The following is a 15,863-nucleotide window of genomic DNA, read 5'->3' as shown; positions in this document are numbered from 1 at the left end:
CGTCATTTGCCAATGCAGAAGCGGGTGAAGATTTCACCGAGCAGGTCATCGGCCGAGAAGGCGCCGGTGATGGCGCCCAGGGCATTGTGCGCCAGGCGAAGTTCTTCCGCCAGCAAATCGAGGGCCCCATCCCGCAGTGCGGCATGGGCTTGCGCCTGTTGCAGATGCGCCCGCGCGACACGCAGCGCCTGCACGTGCCGCTGCCGGGCGATGAAGACATCCTCGCCGCCGGCCTGCCAGCCTGCCAGGGCCAGCAGGCGCTCACGCAGGCCGTCCAGCCCGGTGCCCGTGCGCGCCGACAGCGCCACGGCCTGCTCACCTTCGGCCTGGCGGGTGCCCAGCCAGGTCTGCATGCGCAGCCCGGCGTCATCGGCGCACGCATCGGCCTTGTTGAACACGTGCACCACCGGCACACCGTCGGGCAGCCGGCCGGCGATGTCGGCATCGATGGCCGCATACACCGCGTCGTCCACCCGCGTCAGGTCGTGCAGGAACAGCACGGCATCGGCCTGGGCGATGGCCTCCCAGCTGCGCGCCATGCCGATGCGCTCGACCTCGTCGGCCGCCTCGTGCTCGGCACGCAGCCCGGCCGTGTCGATCACGTGCAGCGGCACGCCGTGAATCTGGATGGTTTCGCTGACCTTGTCGCGTGTCGTGCCGGCGATCGGCGTGACGATGGCCAGTTCGGCCCCGGCCAGGGCATTGAGCAGCGAGCTCTTGCCCGCATTGGGCTGCCCGGCCAGCACCACCTGCATGCCCTCGCGCAACAGGGCGCCCTGCCGCGCCTGGGCCAGCACCGCCTCCAGCGCGCCCAGCAGGCCATCGAGCTTGCCGCGCGCGTCGGCCTTTTCCAGAAAGTCGATCTCTTCTTCCGGAAAATCGAGCGTGGCTTCCACCAGCATGCGCAGGTTCACCATCCGGTCGCGCAGCGCGTTCACCTCGCGCGAGAACGCACCGCCCAGCGACCGGCTGGCCGAGCGCGCCGCCGCCTCGGTGCTCGCGTCGATCAGGTCGGCAATCGCCTCGGCCTGGGCCAGGTCGATCTTGTCGTTCAGGAAGGCGCGCTGGGTGAACTCGCCCGGCTCGGCCAGCCGCAAGCCGGGCAAGCGGGCCTGCCCAGTGGCCGCGTCCCGTTCTTCCGCGGCTTCCAGACACCGCGCCAGCAACAGCTGCATCACCACCGGGCCGCCGTGGCCCTGCAGTTCGAGCACGTCCTCGCCGGTGTAGCTGTGCGGCGCCGGAAAGTAGAGCGCCAGGCCATGGTCGATCGCGTCGCCCCGCGCGTCGCGGAAAGGTCCGTAGGTGGCCACCCGCGGCGCGAGCGCCCGCCCGCACAGCGCCTGCGCCAGCGCGTCCAGACCCCGGCCCGACACCCGCACGATCCCCACTGCACCGCGCCCCGCCGCCGTGGCCACCGCCACAATCGGGACCTGACCCTGCGTGTTCACCATCTCCGCTTCCATCCTTTGCCTTGCTGCAGCCCGCGTGTCGCTGGGCCGCCCGCCATTGTCACCGGCAGTCCCCCCGATCCAAGGGCTGCGCCGCGCAAACCCCGATGACGGCCCTTGCCGCCCCTCCTAACCTGAGGGTGAATGGAGGTCGTTGCATGGTTCGTCACTGCGTCAGCTGGCTCTTTCTTTTCGGCTCGGTCGCGCTCGGCATCGCCACGGTGCTGCATTTCGATTTCGACCCTACGCCGATCGCAACGCACTTCCTCTTTCCCTATTACGCGCTGTGCACGGGCCTCCAATACGTGTGGCCAGAAACGCCGAACCGCTTCGAGCCGGGTGAGGTGCGTACCGATGTGCTGCACAACCTGATGCTGATCGCCGTCACCGGCTTCCAGAACTTCGTCATCCACGCGCTCGTGGCGCTCACCGGCACTGGCCTGCTCTTCCAGTACGGCGTGCTGCCCGACACCTGGGCCGCCCACCACCTGCCGCTGTGGGGCCAGGTGCTGGTGGCCTGGCTGGTGTTCGACTTCATGTTCTACGTCACCCACCGCATCGGGCACGAGGTCGACTTCTTCTGGCGTCTGCACAGCGTGCACCACTGCGCGCACCGCCTCAGCGTGCTCAACGCCAGCCGCGCCCACCCGCTCGACCTGATCTGGCGCCGCATCGTGCCCGTGTTCGTCACCTTCCAGACCGGGGTCAGCCAGGAGGCCTTCATCCTCAGCGGCGTGATCGGCAGCGTGCTGGCCACGATCACGCACATGAACGTGCGCTTTCGCTTCGGCTGGCTCAACTACCTGATCGGCACCAACGAGATCCACCGCTGGCACCACTCCAACCGCATCGACGAGGCGAAGAACTACAGCATCGTCATGCTGTGGGACCACCTCTTCGGCACCTTCGTCTACCCGCAGGGCCGCCGCGCGCCCGAGCGGCTCGGCCTGTTCGACGAACGCCATTACCCGCTGCACGGCTTTCTGGGCCAGCAGCTGGTGCCGTTCACCTGGGCCCACATGAAGGCGCGCCGAGCCCGCGAGGACGCAAGCCCGGCGCAAGCGGGAAGCAGCATGGCCTCGGCCCCGGCCCCCGGCGGCCTCGCGCACCCCGCTGGCGCGCCCCAGCCCACGGCCGCGCCCTGAACTGGCGCACGCCCCGCCATCTCGCGGTGCAAGGTGTGTCATCACCGCGTCATTGCGGGTTTCCACCATGGCATCATTGTTGCGTTGCAACAAGAACCAAACCCCTCGGAGGAAACCGCCATGTTTGACCTGATTCAGGATCTCCTGCGGCTCGGCGTGCCCGACAACCAGGATCCCTCGCTCTGGACGCTGGGCCTGGCTGCTGCCGGCGCCGCCCTGCTCATGAGCCGCCGCCAGAAGCGCGACTGACCGCGCGTCCCCTCGTCTGCAGCGCCGCCCGCGCTGCATGAAAAAAGCCGCCTGGCATTGCTGCGCAGGCGGCTTTGTCTTTTCAGACCGGGGCGATCAGTTCTGCACGCCCAGTTGCTTGTTGATCATCCACTGCTGGGCAATCGACAGGATGTTGTTCGTCAGCCAGTACAGCACCAGGCCGGCCGGGAAGAAGAAGAACATCACCGAGAACACCAGCGGCATGATCCACATCATCTTGGCCTGGACCGGATCCGGCGGCGTCGGGTTCAGCCAGGTCTGCAGCAGGGTCGAGGCCGTCATCAGCAGGGGCAGCACGAAGTACGGGTCCTTCACCGACAGGTCGGTGATCCAGCCGATCCACGGCGCGTTGCGGATCTCCACCGACGACGACAGCACCGAGTACAGCGCGATGAACACCGGGATCTGGATCAGGATGGGCAGGCAGCCGCCGATCGGGTTGACCTTTTCCTCGCGGTAGATCTTCAGCATCTGCTGCTGCATCTCCTGCGGCTTGTCCTTCAGGTTCTCGCGCAGCTGCTGGATGCGCGGGTTCAGCGCCTTCATCTTGGCCATCGATCGGTAGGCGCTCGCATTCAACCAGTAGAAGGCGGCCTTCAGCAGCACCACCAGTGCCACGATGGCCCAGCCCCAGTTGCCCAGGATGCCGTGCAGCTTGTCGAGCAGCCAGAACAGCGGCGCAGCCATGATGTGGGTCCAGCCGTAGTCCTTGGTGTACTCCAGGCCTTCGGCCAGCGCCTTCAGGCGGTTTTCTTCTTGCGGGCCCACGAACAGCGTCGACTCGAAGGCCTTGCTCTGGCCTGCGGCGACCTCACCGAGGCTGAACAGCATGCCGGTGGCGTACAGGCCGGTGCCGATCTTCTTGCCGAAGAACTCACGCTCCACCGGCTCATTGTTCAGCCAGGCCGAGGCGAAGTGGTGCTGCACCATGGCCACCCAGCCGCTCTTGTCGGTCTTCTCGAACGCGGCCTTGCCGCTGTCCAGATCATCGAACGACAGCTTCTGGTACTTGCCCTTCTCGTTGTAGACCGCCATGCCGGTGTAGGCCACCGGCCCGCCCAGGAAGGCCGGGCCAGCCGCCGCCGCCGGGTCGCTGCGGTCACGCGTGAGCTGCAGGTAGACCTGCGGGTGCACGGCCACCGCCGAGGCGTTGACCACTTCCTGCTTCACGCCGATGGCGTAGTCGCCGCGCTTGAAGGTGTAGGTCTTGACCAGCTTGACGCCATTGACCGGCTGCGATGCCAGCGTGAGGGTCAGCGCATCGGCGCCATCGGCCAGCGTGCGGTTGCCCGGCTGCACCGTGAACGGCGTCGTGTGGTTGGGCAGGGTCTCGCCGGCGCGCTGGCCCACCAGCCCTGTTTCGGCCACATAGGTGTGGGTGGCCGTCTTGTCCAGCACCACCATGTTGCGGCCACTTTCGTGCTGGTCGCTGTGCTTGAGCAGCTCAACCTTCACCAGGCTGCCGCCCTCGGTGTCGACGGTGGCCTTCACCACATCGGTGGTGATGGTGACCAGCTCGCGCGGCACGGCTGGCGCGGAAGCCTCGGCCGAGGCCGCTGCTGCCACAGTAGGTGCCGTACCGGGCAGGGCGGCGGCGGTGGGCACCGAACCCTGGCTCGCTGCCGACGCGGGGGCCGTCGCCACAGCTGGCGCAGGCGCAAACAAGGACGGCTGGCCGGTGTGCCGCAGCCAGCCATCCCACAACATCAGCAGTGAGACGGCAAACACCGACCACAGCAGGGTGCGACGCAGATCATTCATGAGCGAGGTGAATCCGACGAAGGGTTGCAAAGACGGGAAAACAGGCCCGGCGCCCGATCGGGCACCGGATCATGGCCACCGGCACAGGCCGGATGGCAACGCAGCAGGCGACGGGCCGCGAGGTAGGAACCGGCGGCCGGCCCGTGGCGCTCGAGCGCCTGCAGCGCGTACTGAGAACAGGTGGGTGTGAACCGGCAGGCCGATCCCAGCCAGGGGCTGAGAAAGAAGCGGTAGGCCCGCACCACACCGATCAACACCCCGTTGATCCCCCGGCTCACCAGGGCGCACACGCGGTGGACCCATGCAGCCAGGGATGCAACGCCGGTCATCATGCCCCAGCTTCCTTGCCGCTTGAAGCGGCGGGGACGACAGGCGGGGCAGAACGGGCGGGTTTGAGCAGATGAGACCAGAGCTGGTCGAGTTCGGCGCGCACGGCCGCACCCAGCGCAGCCGAGGCGGCACTGGGAAACTGCTGGCGATCGAACGGTGCCTTCAGACGCACCACCCAGCCCTCGGCACCCTGGGCGCAGGCGGCTGCCCCGACCAGGGGACCATACCGGCGCAAGGCATCGCGGGCCTGATGGCGAATGAGGGAGCGCGTCACGGAGCGCCGAGCCTGCTTCTTCGGCAGGACCATGCCCAGCCGCCACGGGGTCACGATGCCGATGTCTTCCACAGCCTCGAACCCCGAAGGCAGCGAGGGTGTTGACAACTCACCCGGACCCGGGCAGCCGACAGGCTGGCGCGGCAGCACATGCAGCACGAAGTGCGCCGTGCGCGAGACCGGACGTGTTCCAAAAGCCCTGTGAAAATCAGTGGCTTTCAGGCTGGGTGCACGCACGGTATGAGGGGGTGTCAAGTCGCAACAAAGCCGGGCAATGCCCGGCCTCGTTCAGACCACGCTCCCGGTGCGGACCGCACCGGGTTCATGGCAGGCGGACCGGGCCACAGGCCGGCGCCGCTCGCGTGGGGCCCGTCAGGCTCAGACAGCCAGACGCTTGCGGCCCTTGGCGCGGCGGGCGTTGATGACCTTGCGGCCACCCTTGGTCTTCATGCGCACCAGGAAACCGTGGGTGCGGGCGCGGCGGGTCTTGGAGGGCTGGTAGGTACGTTTCATGGTGGTCCTTCATCAGGCCTGAAAGCCCACACCTGCTGCTCTGCCCCGGAAAACATCCGGGCCGGACAACCAATGCGGGGCGCTTGCGGCCCAGGGTTCTGTTGTTGACTCGTTGAACCCACACGATGCAATTGCCGTGGGGGTGACGCCGGCGGAAAAAGCCCCAGCCGGACGAACCCGCGATTACAGCAGTTTTATGCCCGATGGTCAACCGAAGAAGCGAAATCCGGCGCAACCCGATGTACGCCGGCCCGGCGATTGCATGCCTCGCCCGCTTGCACCACGGAGGGGCAGCCCACCGCAAAGCACATGCTTGAGCTGGGTGAAAATCTGTGGATAACCTGTCCGCAACCTCGCCCGGGGCGCTTAGAATTCGCACCCCAAGAAGGACTTGTCCACAACATGAGCGCCGCCGACCTGCCTGCCCCCGCCCACGACCTGGGAGCAGACATGACCCCTTCCTCTGCTTCCGACCCTGCCACGCTGTGGGCGCGCACCTGCGCTCGCCTGGCCATGGAACTGCCGGAGCAGCAGTTCAACACCTGGATCCGTCCGCTGCCTCCGGCCGACGTCGCCCAGGACGGCGGCGTGACCCTGGTCGGCGTGCGGGTGCCCAACCGCTTCATGCTGGACTGGATCCGCACGCAGTACAGCGCCCGCATCGAGGCCATCCTGGCCGAACTGCAGCCCGGTGAAGTGCGCATGGACATCGCCCTGGCGCCGCGCGCGGCCCTGCCCGTGGGTGGCACCGGGGTGCGTCCCGGCATGGTGCTGCCCGGTCGAGCCCTGCCCCCCAACGCGCCGGCCGCGGCATCGGGCCACGCCACGCCGGTGCAAGGCGGGCCGGCCATGCTGACCCCGCAACAGGCGAGCCAGGTCAACGCCCAACTGCAGCAGCACGCCGAAGCGGCCGCCGCCAGCCAGGCGGGCCGGGGTCACCCGCGCGTCATGGGCCTGAACCCGGCGCTCACCTTCGACAACCTCGTGCCCGGCCGCGCCAACCAGATGGCGCGCACCGCCGCGCTGCACGTGGCCGGTGCGCCGGGCCAGATGTACAACCCGCTGTTCATCTACGGTGGCGTCGGCCTGGGCAAGACCCACCTGATGAACGCCGTGGGCAACGCCCTGCTGGCCGACAAGCCCGACGCGCGCATCCTCTACCTGCACGCCGAGCAGTTCATCTCTGACGTGGTGAAGAACTACCAGCGCAAGACCTTCGACGAGCTGAAGGCCAAGTACCACCAGCTCGACCTGCTGCTGATCGACGACGTGCAGTTCTTCGCGGGCAAGGACCGCACCCAGGAAGAATTCTTCAACGCGTTCGAGGCCCTGCTGGCCAAGAAGGCGCACATCATCATGACGAGCGACACCTACCCCAAGGGCCTCGCCAACATCGATGAACGCCTGACCTCGCGCTTCGACTCCGGCCTGACGGTGGCCATCGAGCCACCCGAGCTGGAAATGCGCGTGGCCATCCTGATCAAGAAGGCCGCCCAGGAAGGCATCGACATGCCGGAAGACGTGGCCTTCTTCGTCGCCAAGAACGTGCGCGCCAACGTGCGCGAGCTCGAAGGTGCGCTGCGCAAGGTGCTGGCCTTCGCCCGGTTCAGCCACAAGGAGATCACGATCAACCTGGCGCGCGAGGCCCTGAAGGACCTGCTGTCGATCCAGAACCGCCAGATCTCGGTGGAAAACATCCAGAAGACGGTGGCCGACTTCTACAAGATCAAGGTCGCGGACATGTACTCGAAGAAGCGCCCGGCCTCGATCGCCAAGCCGCGTCAGATCGCCATGTACCTGGCCAAGGAACTGACGCAGAAGAGCCTGCCCGAGATCGGCGAGCTCTTCGGCGGCCGCGATCACACCACCGTGCTGCACGCCGTGCGCAAGATCGCGGGCGACCGCGCCAAGGACACGGAGCTCAACCAGCAACTCCACGTGCTGGAGCAGACGCTCAAGGGTTGAGGCCCACCTGGCATCCGTCCTGCATGGATCCAAGAGGCTTCGGCCTCTTTTTTTTTGCCTGTCAAGCCAACAACGCTGTGGACAAGAAAAGGACAAGTCCGTGGTTGTCCACAGGGTCGACGGTTTTGCAAAGGTTGTTGTCATGCCGTGCACCTGGCAACCGGTGCGCGCTCCACACGCTTTTCATGAAGGCAAGTGCTTGTCGCCCTTGGCAAAATCCGGCTTGTGCACAGAACAGGCCGCCCTCTACTACAACCACTACCTTTGAAACTGAAGTCATTGGTGTAGATAACAGCCATGCGTGTTTTCGAAAACCGGCGCACGTTCAACCCGCTTCGAACCCCGACCGAAGCGCCCTGCACGCACAATGCTCACGCTGTCAAGCCAACAAGCTTGTGGACAGAAAAAGGACAACTGTCCGCTTGTCCACAGGGTGTCGCTTCGCGCCGGAGTTGTTGTCTGTTTCCCATGCGGCGTTCCCGGGTACGATGCACAGGTTTGTCCGTGGCGTAAGGGCTTGATCGGTCAGGACAAAACAGCGTTGTTCACAGAAAAAGTCGTCCTCTACTACAACGACCAATTTGAAAGACTGAGATGATTGTGTTGAAAGCAGCCCAGGAAAAAGTCCTCGCCGCCCTGCAGTCGGTGGGGGGGATCGTCGAGCGGCGCCACACGCTACCCATCTTGGCCAACGTGCTGATGCGCAAGCGCGGCCCTGAGCTCGAGCTGATCACCAGCGACCTGGAGATCCAGATCCGCACCACCGCGCAGCTCGACGGCGACGAAGGCGACTACGCCATCACCGTGGGCGCCAAGAAGCTGGGCGACATCCTCAAGAGCCTGCCGTCCGACCAGATCGTCTCGCTGACAGCCAACCAGAACAAGCTGACGCTGCAGGGGGGCAAGAGCCGCTTCACGCTGCAGACCCTGCCGGCTGAAGATTTCCCGCTGGTGCAGGAAGCGGCCGACTTCGGCCCCGCCTTCAGCGTGCCGCAGAAGACCTTGAAGATGCTGATCGGTCAGGTGCACTTCGCGATGGCCGTGCACGACATCCGCTACTACCTCAACGGCATCCTCTTCGTGGCCGAAGGCAACAGCCTGACGGTGGTGGCCACCGACGGCCACCGCCTGGCGCTGGCCCAGGCCACGCTCGATGTCGACATGCCCAAGCAGGAGGTCATCCTGCCGCGCAAGACCGTGCTGGAACTGCAGCGCCTGCTGAAGGACGACGGCAAGGGCAAGGAAGGCAGCAATGGGGACAGCGGCGAGCCGATGATCGAGATGCGCTTTGCCGGCAACCAGGCGAAGTTCAGCTTCGGCGGACTGGAGTTCGTCACCAAGCTGGTCGAGGGCAAGTTCCCCGACTACAACCGCGTCATCCCCAAGAACCACAAGAACCACATCACGCTGGGCCGTGCCACGCTGCTGGCCTCGCTGCAGCGCGCGGCCATCCTGACGTCCGAGAAGTTCAAGGGCGTGCGCATGAACTTTGCGCCTGGCGTGCTGGGCATCGCCTCGAGCAACGCCGAGCAGGAAGAGGCCAAGGAAGAGCTCGAGATCGACTACGGCGGCGACAGCTTCGAGATCGGCTTCAACGTGGGCTACCTGATGGACGTGCTGGCCAACATGAGCCAGGACATGGTGACCGTGTCGCTGCAGGACGCCAACAGCTCGGCGCTGATCACGAATCCGGAATTCGAGGGATTCAAGTACGTCGTGATGCCGATGCGCATCTGATCGCGCGCCTGTCCTGTTTTCAGGGGCCATTCGCTGCCGTCCTGCGGCTTTTTCGAGCGATGTCCCCCGGTGGGTTGATTGCGCCCGGCCCTCCGTGCCCCCTAGGCTCGAGCCATCATGAAAACGGACAGGAGGGGATCCATGCGCATGCGTCTATGGGCGGCTGCGGCTGCTGCATCGATCGGGATGGCGTTGCCGGTGTCGGCTGCCTTGTATGTGAACGAAGGTGCGCTCACGGTGAGTGGGCTGAATTACCGGCTCATCGACCTCGATCCCGACGATGGCATTGCCCCGTGGGTGCAGTTCAACAGCCTGAGCAGGATCGAAATCGGCTACAGCGTGAACCGTGGCGAGCCGGTGGTGTCGCCCGTTGCAGGAGGTCTGTTCAGCACGCAGAACGGTGGCCTCAGCAGCCCGGACGGATCCGTCGAGCTGCTCGTGAGCAATTCGGGGCTGTCTGTCCGCACGGCACTGACAACCGAAGCCTATGTACCCGGAACGGAACCCGATCTGCTCGCCGCGGCGGGGCTGGCCTACTGGCCGGACGACTTCTCCGTGCCGGTGCAATCGTATGGACTGACGTTGTCTGCCAGGACGGCGCTCGTGATCGAGGCCGAAGCGACCGCCATGGCGACCGTGAACACCGCCCTCCTGTCGGGCTCGGCGTTCAGCCAGGCCTTCACGGAGGACCAGGATGTCTACATCGAACAGCGAGCGCTGACTTTCCTGTCTTTCTGGTCCGGTGGTTTCAACGATGTACCGGATGATTTCGCCTTGCAACACGGTCTGGTGGACACGGTGGACGCGTACACGTCGGTGCTGCTGAGCGCCTCGGACACCGACACCCAGTCGATGAGCAAGACGCTCTCCATTGGCTACTACAACGGCGGCGCCGAGTCGGTGGAATTGGTGCTGGAGTTTGCGATGCAATCATGGGCGAGCATTTCCGTCTTGACGCGCTGGACGCCCCCACCCGTCGAACCTGGCAACCCGCCCGCGGTGCCCGAAGCCGGCACCCAGGCGCTGATGCTGCTGGGTCTGGGCGGGTTGGCGCTGGTGGCGCGCCGCCGCCGTTGAACACTGTGGTCCGGGCGCACCACAGCTCGGACTAAAATGTCAGAGCCCTGTCGAGTCAGCCAGGGCTCTTTTTCATTCCCAGGGCCATTCCATGAGCGACGTGACGCCTTCTCCCGACCAACAACCAGCCGTGACCGCCGCGCAGGCCGACACCGGCTATGGCGAAGGCAGCATCCAGATCCTCGAGGGCCTGGAGGCGGTGCGCAAGCGCCCCGGCATGTACATCGGTGACACGTCGGACGGCACCGGCCTGCACCACCTGGTCTTCGAGGTGGTCGACAACTCCATCGACGAAGCCCTGGCCGGCCACTGCGATGACATCGTCGTCACCATCCACACCGACAACTCGATCTCGGTGGTGGACAACGGCCGCGGCATCCCGACCGGCGTGAAGATGGACGACAAGCACGAGCCCAAGCGCTCGGCGGCCGAAATCGCGCTGACCGAGCTGCACGCTGGCGGCAAGTTCAACCAGAACAGCTACAAGGTCTCCGGTGGCCTGCACGGCGTGGGCGTGTCGTGTGTGAACGGCCTGTCGAAGTGGCTGCGCCTGACGGTGCGCCGCGATGGTCATGTGCACCAGATCGACTTCAAGCAGGGCATTCCGCAGGACCGTTTGCTCGAAGAGCGCGATGGCGTGATGACGAGCCCGATGCGCATCACCGGCGAGACCGAGAAGCGCGGCACCGAGGTGCACTTCCTGCCCGACACCGAAATCTTCCAGCAGAACAACGAGTTCCACTACGACATCCTGGCCAAGCGCCTGCGCGAGCTCTCGTTCCTGAACAACGGCGTCAAGATCCGCCTGATCGACGAGCGCAACGGCAAGGAAGACAACTTCGCCTACGCCGGCGGCGTCAAGGGCTTTGTCGAGTTCATCAACAAGGGCAAGAGCACGCTGCACCCCAACATCTTCCACGCCATCGGCGACAAGGTGTCGGAACAGGGCACGAACGTCGGCGTGGAAGTGGCGATGCAGTGGAACGATTCGTTCAACGAGTCGGTGCTCTGCTTCACCAACAACATTCCGCAGCGTGATGGCGGCACCCACCTGACGGGCCTGCGCGCTGCGATGACTCGCGTCATCAACAAGTACATCGACGACAACGAGTTGGCCAAGAAGGCCAAGGTCGAGATCGCCGGTGACGACATGCGCGAAGGCCTGGCCTGCGTGGTGTCCGTGAAGGTGCCCGAGCCCAAGTTCAGCAGCCAGACCAAGGACAAGCTGGTGTCGAGCGAGGTGCGGGCGCCGGTGGAAGACATCGTCAGCCGCCTGCTGACCGACTGGCTGCTGGAGAACCCGACCGACGCCAAGATCATCTGCGGCAAGATTGTGGAAGCGGCCCGCGCCCGTGAAGCCGCCCGCAAGGCCCGTGAGATGACGCGCCGCAAGGGCGTGCTCGACGGCCTGGGCCTGCCCGGCAAGCTGGCCGACTGTCAGGAAAAGGATCCCGCGCTGTGCGAGATCTACATCGTGGAGGGTGACTCCGCCGGTGGTTCGGCCAAGCAGGGCCGCGACCGGAAGTTCCAGGCCATCCTGCCCTTGCGCGGCAAGATCCTGAACGTCGAGAAGGCCCGCTACGAGAAGCTGCTGACCAGCAACGAAATCCTCACGCTGATCACGGCGCTGGGCACCGGCATCGGCCGCGGTGCGGGCGGCGACGACTTCAACCCGGACAAGCTGCGCTACCACCGCATCATCATCATGACCGACGCGGACGTGGACGGTGCCCACATCCGCACGCTGCTGCTGACCTTCTTCTTCCGTCAGATGCCGGAGCTGGTGGAGCGTGGCCATATCTACATCGCGCAGCCGCCGCTCTACAAGGTCAAGCATGGCAAGCAGGAGCAGTACCTGAAGGACGCACACGCGCTGGATGAGTACCTGACCAAGGTGGCGCTGGATGGCGCGGTGGTGGAGCCTGGGAAGGGCAAGCCGGCGATCGCTGGTGAGCAGCTCAAGGAGCTGGCCGATGCCTACGTGACGGCCAACAGTGTGGTCGAGCGCCTGGGCAACTGGATGGACATCGAGGCGTTGCGTGCCATTGCGAATGGCCTGACGCTGAGCCTGGACACGCTGGAAGACGCCGAGCAGAGCGCCGCCGCGCTGAAGGCCGCACTGCACAACGCCGAGGTGACGGCGGAGTTCGACGCCCGCAGCGACAAGCACATCCTGCGCATCAGCCGCATCTTCCACGGCAACACCAAATACAGCATCCTCACGCCCGACTTCGTGCACGGTGCCGACTACGAGGCGCTGGCCAAGGCTGGCACCACCTTCAAGGGCTTGCTGACGGACGAAGCCGTGGTGCGCCGTGGTGAAGGCGAGAAGGCCAAGGAAGCGAAGGTCGTGGACTTCCGCGCGGCCATGGCCTGGCTGATGCAGCAAGCCGAGAACTCGGTGGGCCGCCAGCGCTACAAGGGCCTGGGTGAAATGAACCCCGAGCAGCTGTGGGAGACGACGATGGACCCGAACGTGCGCCGTCTGTTGCGTGTGCAGATCGAGGATGCCCTTGAGGCGGATCGCGTGTTCACGATGCTGATGGGCGACGAGGTCGAGCCGCGGCGCGACTTCATCGAGACGAATGCGTTGAGGGCGACGAACATCGACGCGTGATGCTGTAGGTTCTCATTGAATTTGCAAAGATTCGCACTTCCTGCAAATCGTCTTTGACGAAACGCCCGGCTTGTCCGGGCGTAGTCATTTCTGTGCTTCGCGGACATATACGACCAGACCACGTCTCGTCAACGCTCCGATACGATTTGAACCATGAACCGAGAACAACTCAAAAAGCTGGAGCGCGACCTCTGGGCCGCTGCCGACAAGCTGCGCGCCAACTCCGACCTCAAAGCCAGCGAATACAGCACGCCCGTGCTGGGCCTGATCTTCCTGAAGTTTGCAGACAACAAGTACCGCCAGCACGAAGACGCCATCCTGCAGGCCTACAACAAGCTCAAGGGCACCCGCCGCGAAAAGCCGCTGGACGAGATCGCCATCGAAAAGTGCGGCTTCTTCCTGAAAGACTTCGCACGCTACGACTACCTGCTCAAGCTGCCTGAGAAGGAAGACATCGCCAAGGCCATTCGCCGCGCCATGGCCAGCATCGAAAACAGCAAGCCCGAGCTGTTGGGCGTGCTGCCCCAAGAGGAATACGACCGCTTCACCCGCAGCCCCAAGAACAAGCACATCCCCAAGGACTTGCTCAAGTTGTTCTCGGACATCCCGGTGGATGCAACAGGCGATGTGTTCGGCCAGATCTACGAATACTTCCTGGCCAACTTCGCGCTCAGCGAAGGCCAGGGCGGTGGCGAGTTCTTCACCCCGCGCTCCGTCGTCAAGCTGATGACCGAGGTGATCGAGCCCCATGGCGGCAAGGTCTACGACCCGGCCTGTGGCTCGGGCGGCATGTTCGTGCAATCGGCCGAATTCATCCAGCGGCACCAGGCCGACAAGGCCGCTGACCTGGACGTGTTCGTGTGCGGCACCGAGAAGACGCTGGAAACCGTCAAGCTGGCCAAGATGAACCTGGCCGTGAACAACCTTCGCGGCGACATCAAGCAGGCCAACACCTACTACGAAGACCCGTTCAACGCCTATGGCGCGTTCGACTACGTGATGGCCAACCCGCCCTTCAACGTGGACGACGTGGCCTTGGATGGCGTGGAGCACGACCAGCGCTTCAACACCTACGGCGTGCCGCGCAACAAGACCAAAGCCAAAGGCAAGGCCAAAGAGCAAGACAAAGACGGCAAAGAGAGAGCCGTCGAGACGGTGCCCAACGCCAACTACCTGTGGATCAACCTGTTCGCCACCTCGCTCAAACCGGGTGGCCGGGCGGCCCTGGTCATGGCCAACTCGGCCTCAGACGCGCGGCACTCTGAAGCCGACATCCGCCAGACGCTGATCGAGCAGAACCTGATCTACGGCATGCTCACCCTGCCGTCCAACCTGTTCTACACCGTCACCCTGCCCGCCACGCTGTGGTTCTTCGACAAGGGCAAGGCGGACGACAAGGTGCTGTTCATCGACGCCCGCAACATCTTCACCCAGGTGGACCGGGCACACCGCGAGCTGACCGACGAGCAGATCCAGAACATCGCCATCATCCCGCGCCTGCACAAGGGCCGCCGCCAGGAGTTCGTTGACCTGGTGGACCGCTACCTGCACCAAGGCATGGCGCAACTGCACGAAGCTGCCGACCACCTGCCGGGCTTGAGCAAGCGCCTGCTGGCCGTGTTGGCCGAAGAAACGGATGAGGCCGATCCACACACCACCCAGGCTGCACGCGACGCCATTGCCGCCCTGCAAGCCCAGTGGGCGCAACTGGCCGACCTGAAGCAGGCCCAGGCCAAGCATGAGCACGCCAAGGGCCAGAAGCAGACGATTGAAGGTCGCAACACAGCCCAGCACGCACTGCGTAAGACTTTCACGCCCTTCTTCGATGGCCTGCATGCCGCCGTGAAGGCGCTGGACAAGGCCATTCGTGAGATGGACAAGCGCAAGGCCGATGCCGCCAAGGCCGAGGGCAAGCGCGCCGCGGCCAACCGCCAGACCAAGGCCGTGAAAGAAGCCGTGCAGGCCCTGCACGACGAGCTGAAGGCCGCTGAACTGTACTACCAGCACGTGAGCTGGTTGCAAGAGCGCTTCCCCAAGGCCAGCTATGAAGACGTGACCGGGCTGTGCAAGCTGGCCAGCCGCGACGAGATGGCCGAGCAGGATTGGTCGCTGAACCCCGGGCGGTACGTGGGGGTGGTGATTGAGGAGGATGGGAAGACGGAAGCAGAGTTTCTGTCTGACTTGGCCGAGTCGAGAGATCAGCTCCAGACACTGAACAGCGCAGCATTGGTGTTGCAGCAGGCAATTGGGGCCAACGTTGCCGCGCTCCTTGGCGAGGAGCAGCCGAAGTGAAGCAAGCCCCGATTCTGTTTTCAGATCTACTGCTTGAAACCAAAGATGGTGAATGGGGAGAAGGCCAAGAGGCACCTGGGCATGTGTTGTGCGATGTGATTCGTGGCACCGACTTCGCAGACTTGAACAGCCCGGGCATTGAGTTGCCCAGGCGATGGATCCCTGAGCATTTGGTAGAGCGCAAGGCGCTGCAAGCCAACGACATCCTGCTGGAAACAGCCGGCGGTACAGCCAAACAATCAACGGGTCGGACAGCTCTGGTGACCGCTGAGTTCTTGGCCTCTCGCGAAGGTCGACCGGTGCTGTGCTCGAGCTTTGCCAGACACTTGCGCGTGGACCGCAGCAAGGTAGATCCGGTCTACCTGTACTACGTACTGCAGGCTGTTGAATCACGAGCAAAACTGAGCCACTAAAGGGCATCCGTCACGCCCAAT

The 15,863-nt window shown here is 64.7% G+C and carries 12 protein-coding genes and 1 pseudogene; 8 read left to right on the top strand and 5 right to left on the bottom strand.

The window, feature by feature from the left end; all coding sequences use genetic code 11:
* Nucleotides 1-2: 2 nt before the first annotated feature.
* Entirely contained in the window at nt 3-1,451 is a 1,449-nt protein-coding gene (gene mnmE, locus Q0Z44_RS07340; RefSeq protein WP_298011492.1) for a tRNA uridine-5-carboxymethylaminomethyl(34) synthesis GTPase MnmE, read from the bottom strand.
* 155 nt (nt 1,452-1,606) lie between these two features.
* Here mnmE and Q0Z44_RS07335 point away from each other — a divergent pair, with 155 nt between their 5' ends.
* Together Q0Z44_RS07335 and Q0Z44_RS07330 are read left to right on the top strand one after the other, a co-directional pair.
* Nucleotides 1,607-2,593, top strand: a complete 987-nt coding sequence (locus Q0Z44_RS07335) for a sterol desaturase family protein (RefSeq protein ID WP_298011491.1) — start codon at nt 1,607-1,609, stop codon at nt 2,591-2,593.
* Between the two features lie 120 nt (nt 2,594-2,713).
* On the top strand, nt 2,714-2,842 hold the full coding sequence (locus Q0Z44_RS07330; RefSeq protein WP_281262557.1) for a hypothetical protein: 129 nt from the start codon (nt 2,714-2,716) through the stop codon (nt 2,840-2,842).
* 96 nt (nt 2,843-2,938) lie between these two features.
* On the opposite strand, the gene yidC is transcribed toward Q0Z44_RS07330, so the two are convergent.
* The 4 genes from yidC to rpmH all read right to left on the bottom strand — a co-directional run bounded on the left by yidC (nt 2,939) and on the right by rpmH (nt 5,741).
* Nucleotides 2,939-4,624 (bottom strand): membrane protein insertase YidC, encoded by a 1,686-nt coding sequence (gene yidC, locus Q0Z44_RS07325; protein ID WP_298011489.1) that lies wholly within the window; start codon nt 4,622-4,624, stop codon nt 2,939-2,941.
* Nucleotides 4,621-4,956 carry a membrane protein insertion efficiency factor YidD gene (gene yidD, locus Q0Z44_RS07320; RefSeq protein WP_298011487.1) on the bottom strand — a complete coding sequence of 112 codons (336 nt, stop codon included), beginning with the start codon at nt 4,954-4,956 and terminating at the stop codon, nt 4,621-4,623. Before yidD ends, yidC begins: the two co-directional genes overlap by 4 nt.
* Nucleotides 4,953-5,465 (bottom strand): ribonuclease P protein component, encoded by a 513-nt coding sequence (locus Q0Z44_RS07315; RefSeq protein WP_298011486.1) that lies wholly within the window; start codon nt 5,463-5,465, stop codon nt 4,953-4,955. Before Q0Z44_RS07315 ends, yidD begins: the two co-directional genes overlap by 4 nt.
* Nucleotides 5,466-5,606: 141 nt before the next feature.
* Nucleotides 5,607-5,741 carry a 50S ribosomal protein L34 gene (rpmH, locus tag Q0Z44_RS07310; RefSeq protein ID WP_109038111.1) on the bottom strand — a complete coding sequence of 45 codons (135 nt, stop codon included), beginning with the start codon at nt 5,739-5,741 and terminating at the stop codon, nt 5,607-5,609.
* A gap of 450 nt (nt 5,742-6,191) precedes the next feature.
* Here rpmH and dnaA point away from each other — a divergent pair, with 450 nt between their 5' ends.
* From dnaA to Q0Z44_RS07280, 6 genes and pseudogenes are all read left to right on the top strand, one after another.
* Nucleotides 6,192-7,706, top strand: a complete 1,515-nt coding sequence (dnaA, locus tag Q0Z44_RS07305; protein WP_298011538.1) for a chromosomal replication initiator protein DnaA — start codon at nt 6,192-6,194, stop codon at nt 7,704-7,706.
* A gap of 594 nt (nt 7,707-8,300) precedes the next feature.
* A complete protein-coding gene (gene dnaN / locus Q0Z44_RS07300) occupies nt 8,301-9,443 on the top strand; it encodes a DNA polymerase III subunit beta (protein ID WP_298011485.1) in 1,143 nt (380 codons plus the stop codon).
* A gap of 141 nt (nt 9,444-9,584) precedes the next feature.
* Nucleotides 9,585-10,520 (top strand): PEP-CTERM sorting domain-containing protein, encoded by a 936-nt coding sequence (locus Q0Z44_RS07295; protein ID WP_298011484.1) that lies wholly within the window; start codon nt 9,585-9,587, stop codon nt 10,518-10,520.
* 145 nt (nt 10,521-10,665) lie between these two features.
* A pseudogene (gene gyrB / locus Q0Z44_RS07290) lies at nt 10,666-13,137 on the top strand (DNA topoisomerase (ATP-hydrolyzing) subunit B); the annotation flags it as partial.
* A gap of 153 nt (nt 13,138-13,290) precedes the next feature.
* Nucleotides 13,291-15,429, top strand: coding sequence for a class I SAM-dependent DNA methyltransferase (locus Q0Z44_RS07285; protein ID WP_298011482.1), 2,139 nt, complete (start codon nt 13,291-13,293; stop codon nt 15,427-15,429).
* Nucleotides 15,426-15,842, top strand: a complete 417-nt coding sequence (locus Q0Z44_RS07280; protein WP_298011481.1) for a hypothetical protein — start codon at nt 15,426-15,428, stop codon at nt 15,840-15,842. The genes Q0Z44_RS07285 and Q0Z44_RS07280 overlap by 4 nt, the downstream gene beginning before the upstream one ends.
* The last annotated feature ends 21 nt before the right edge of the window (nt 15,843-15,863 follow it).

Source organism: uncultured Aquabacterium sp. (genome assembly GCF_947366995.1).
Lineage (GTDB): Bacteria > Pseudomonadota > Gammaproteobacteria > Burkholderiales > Burkholderiaceae_C > Aquabacterium.
This window is presented reverse-complemented; position numbering and strand designations above follow the sequence as displayed.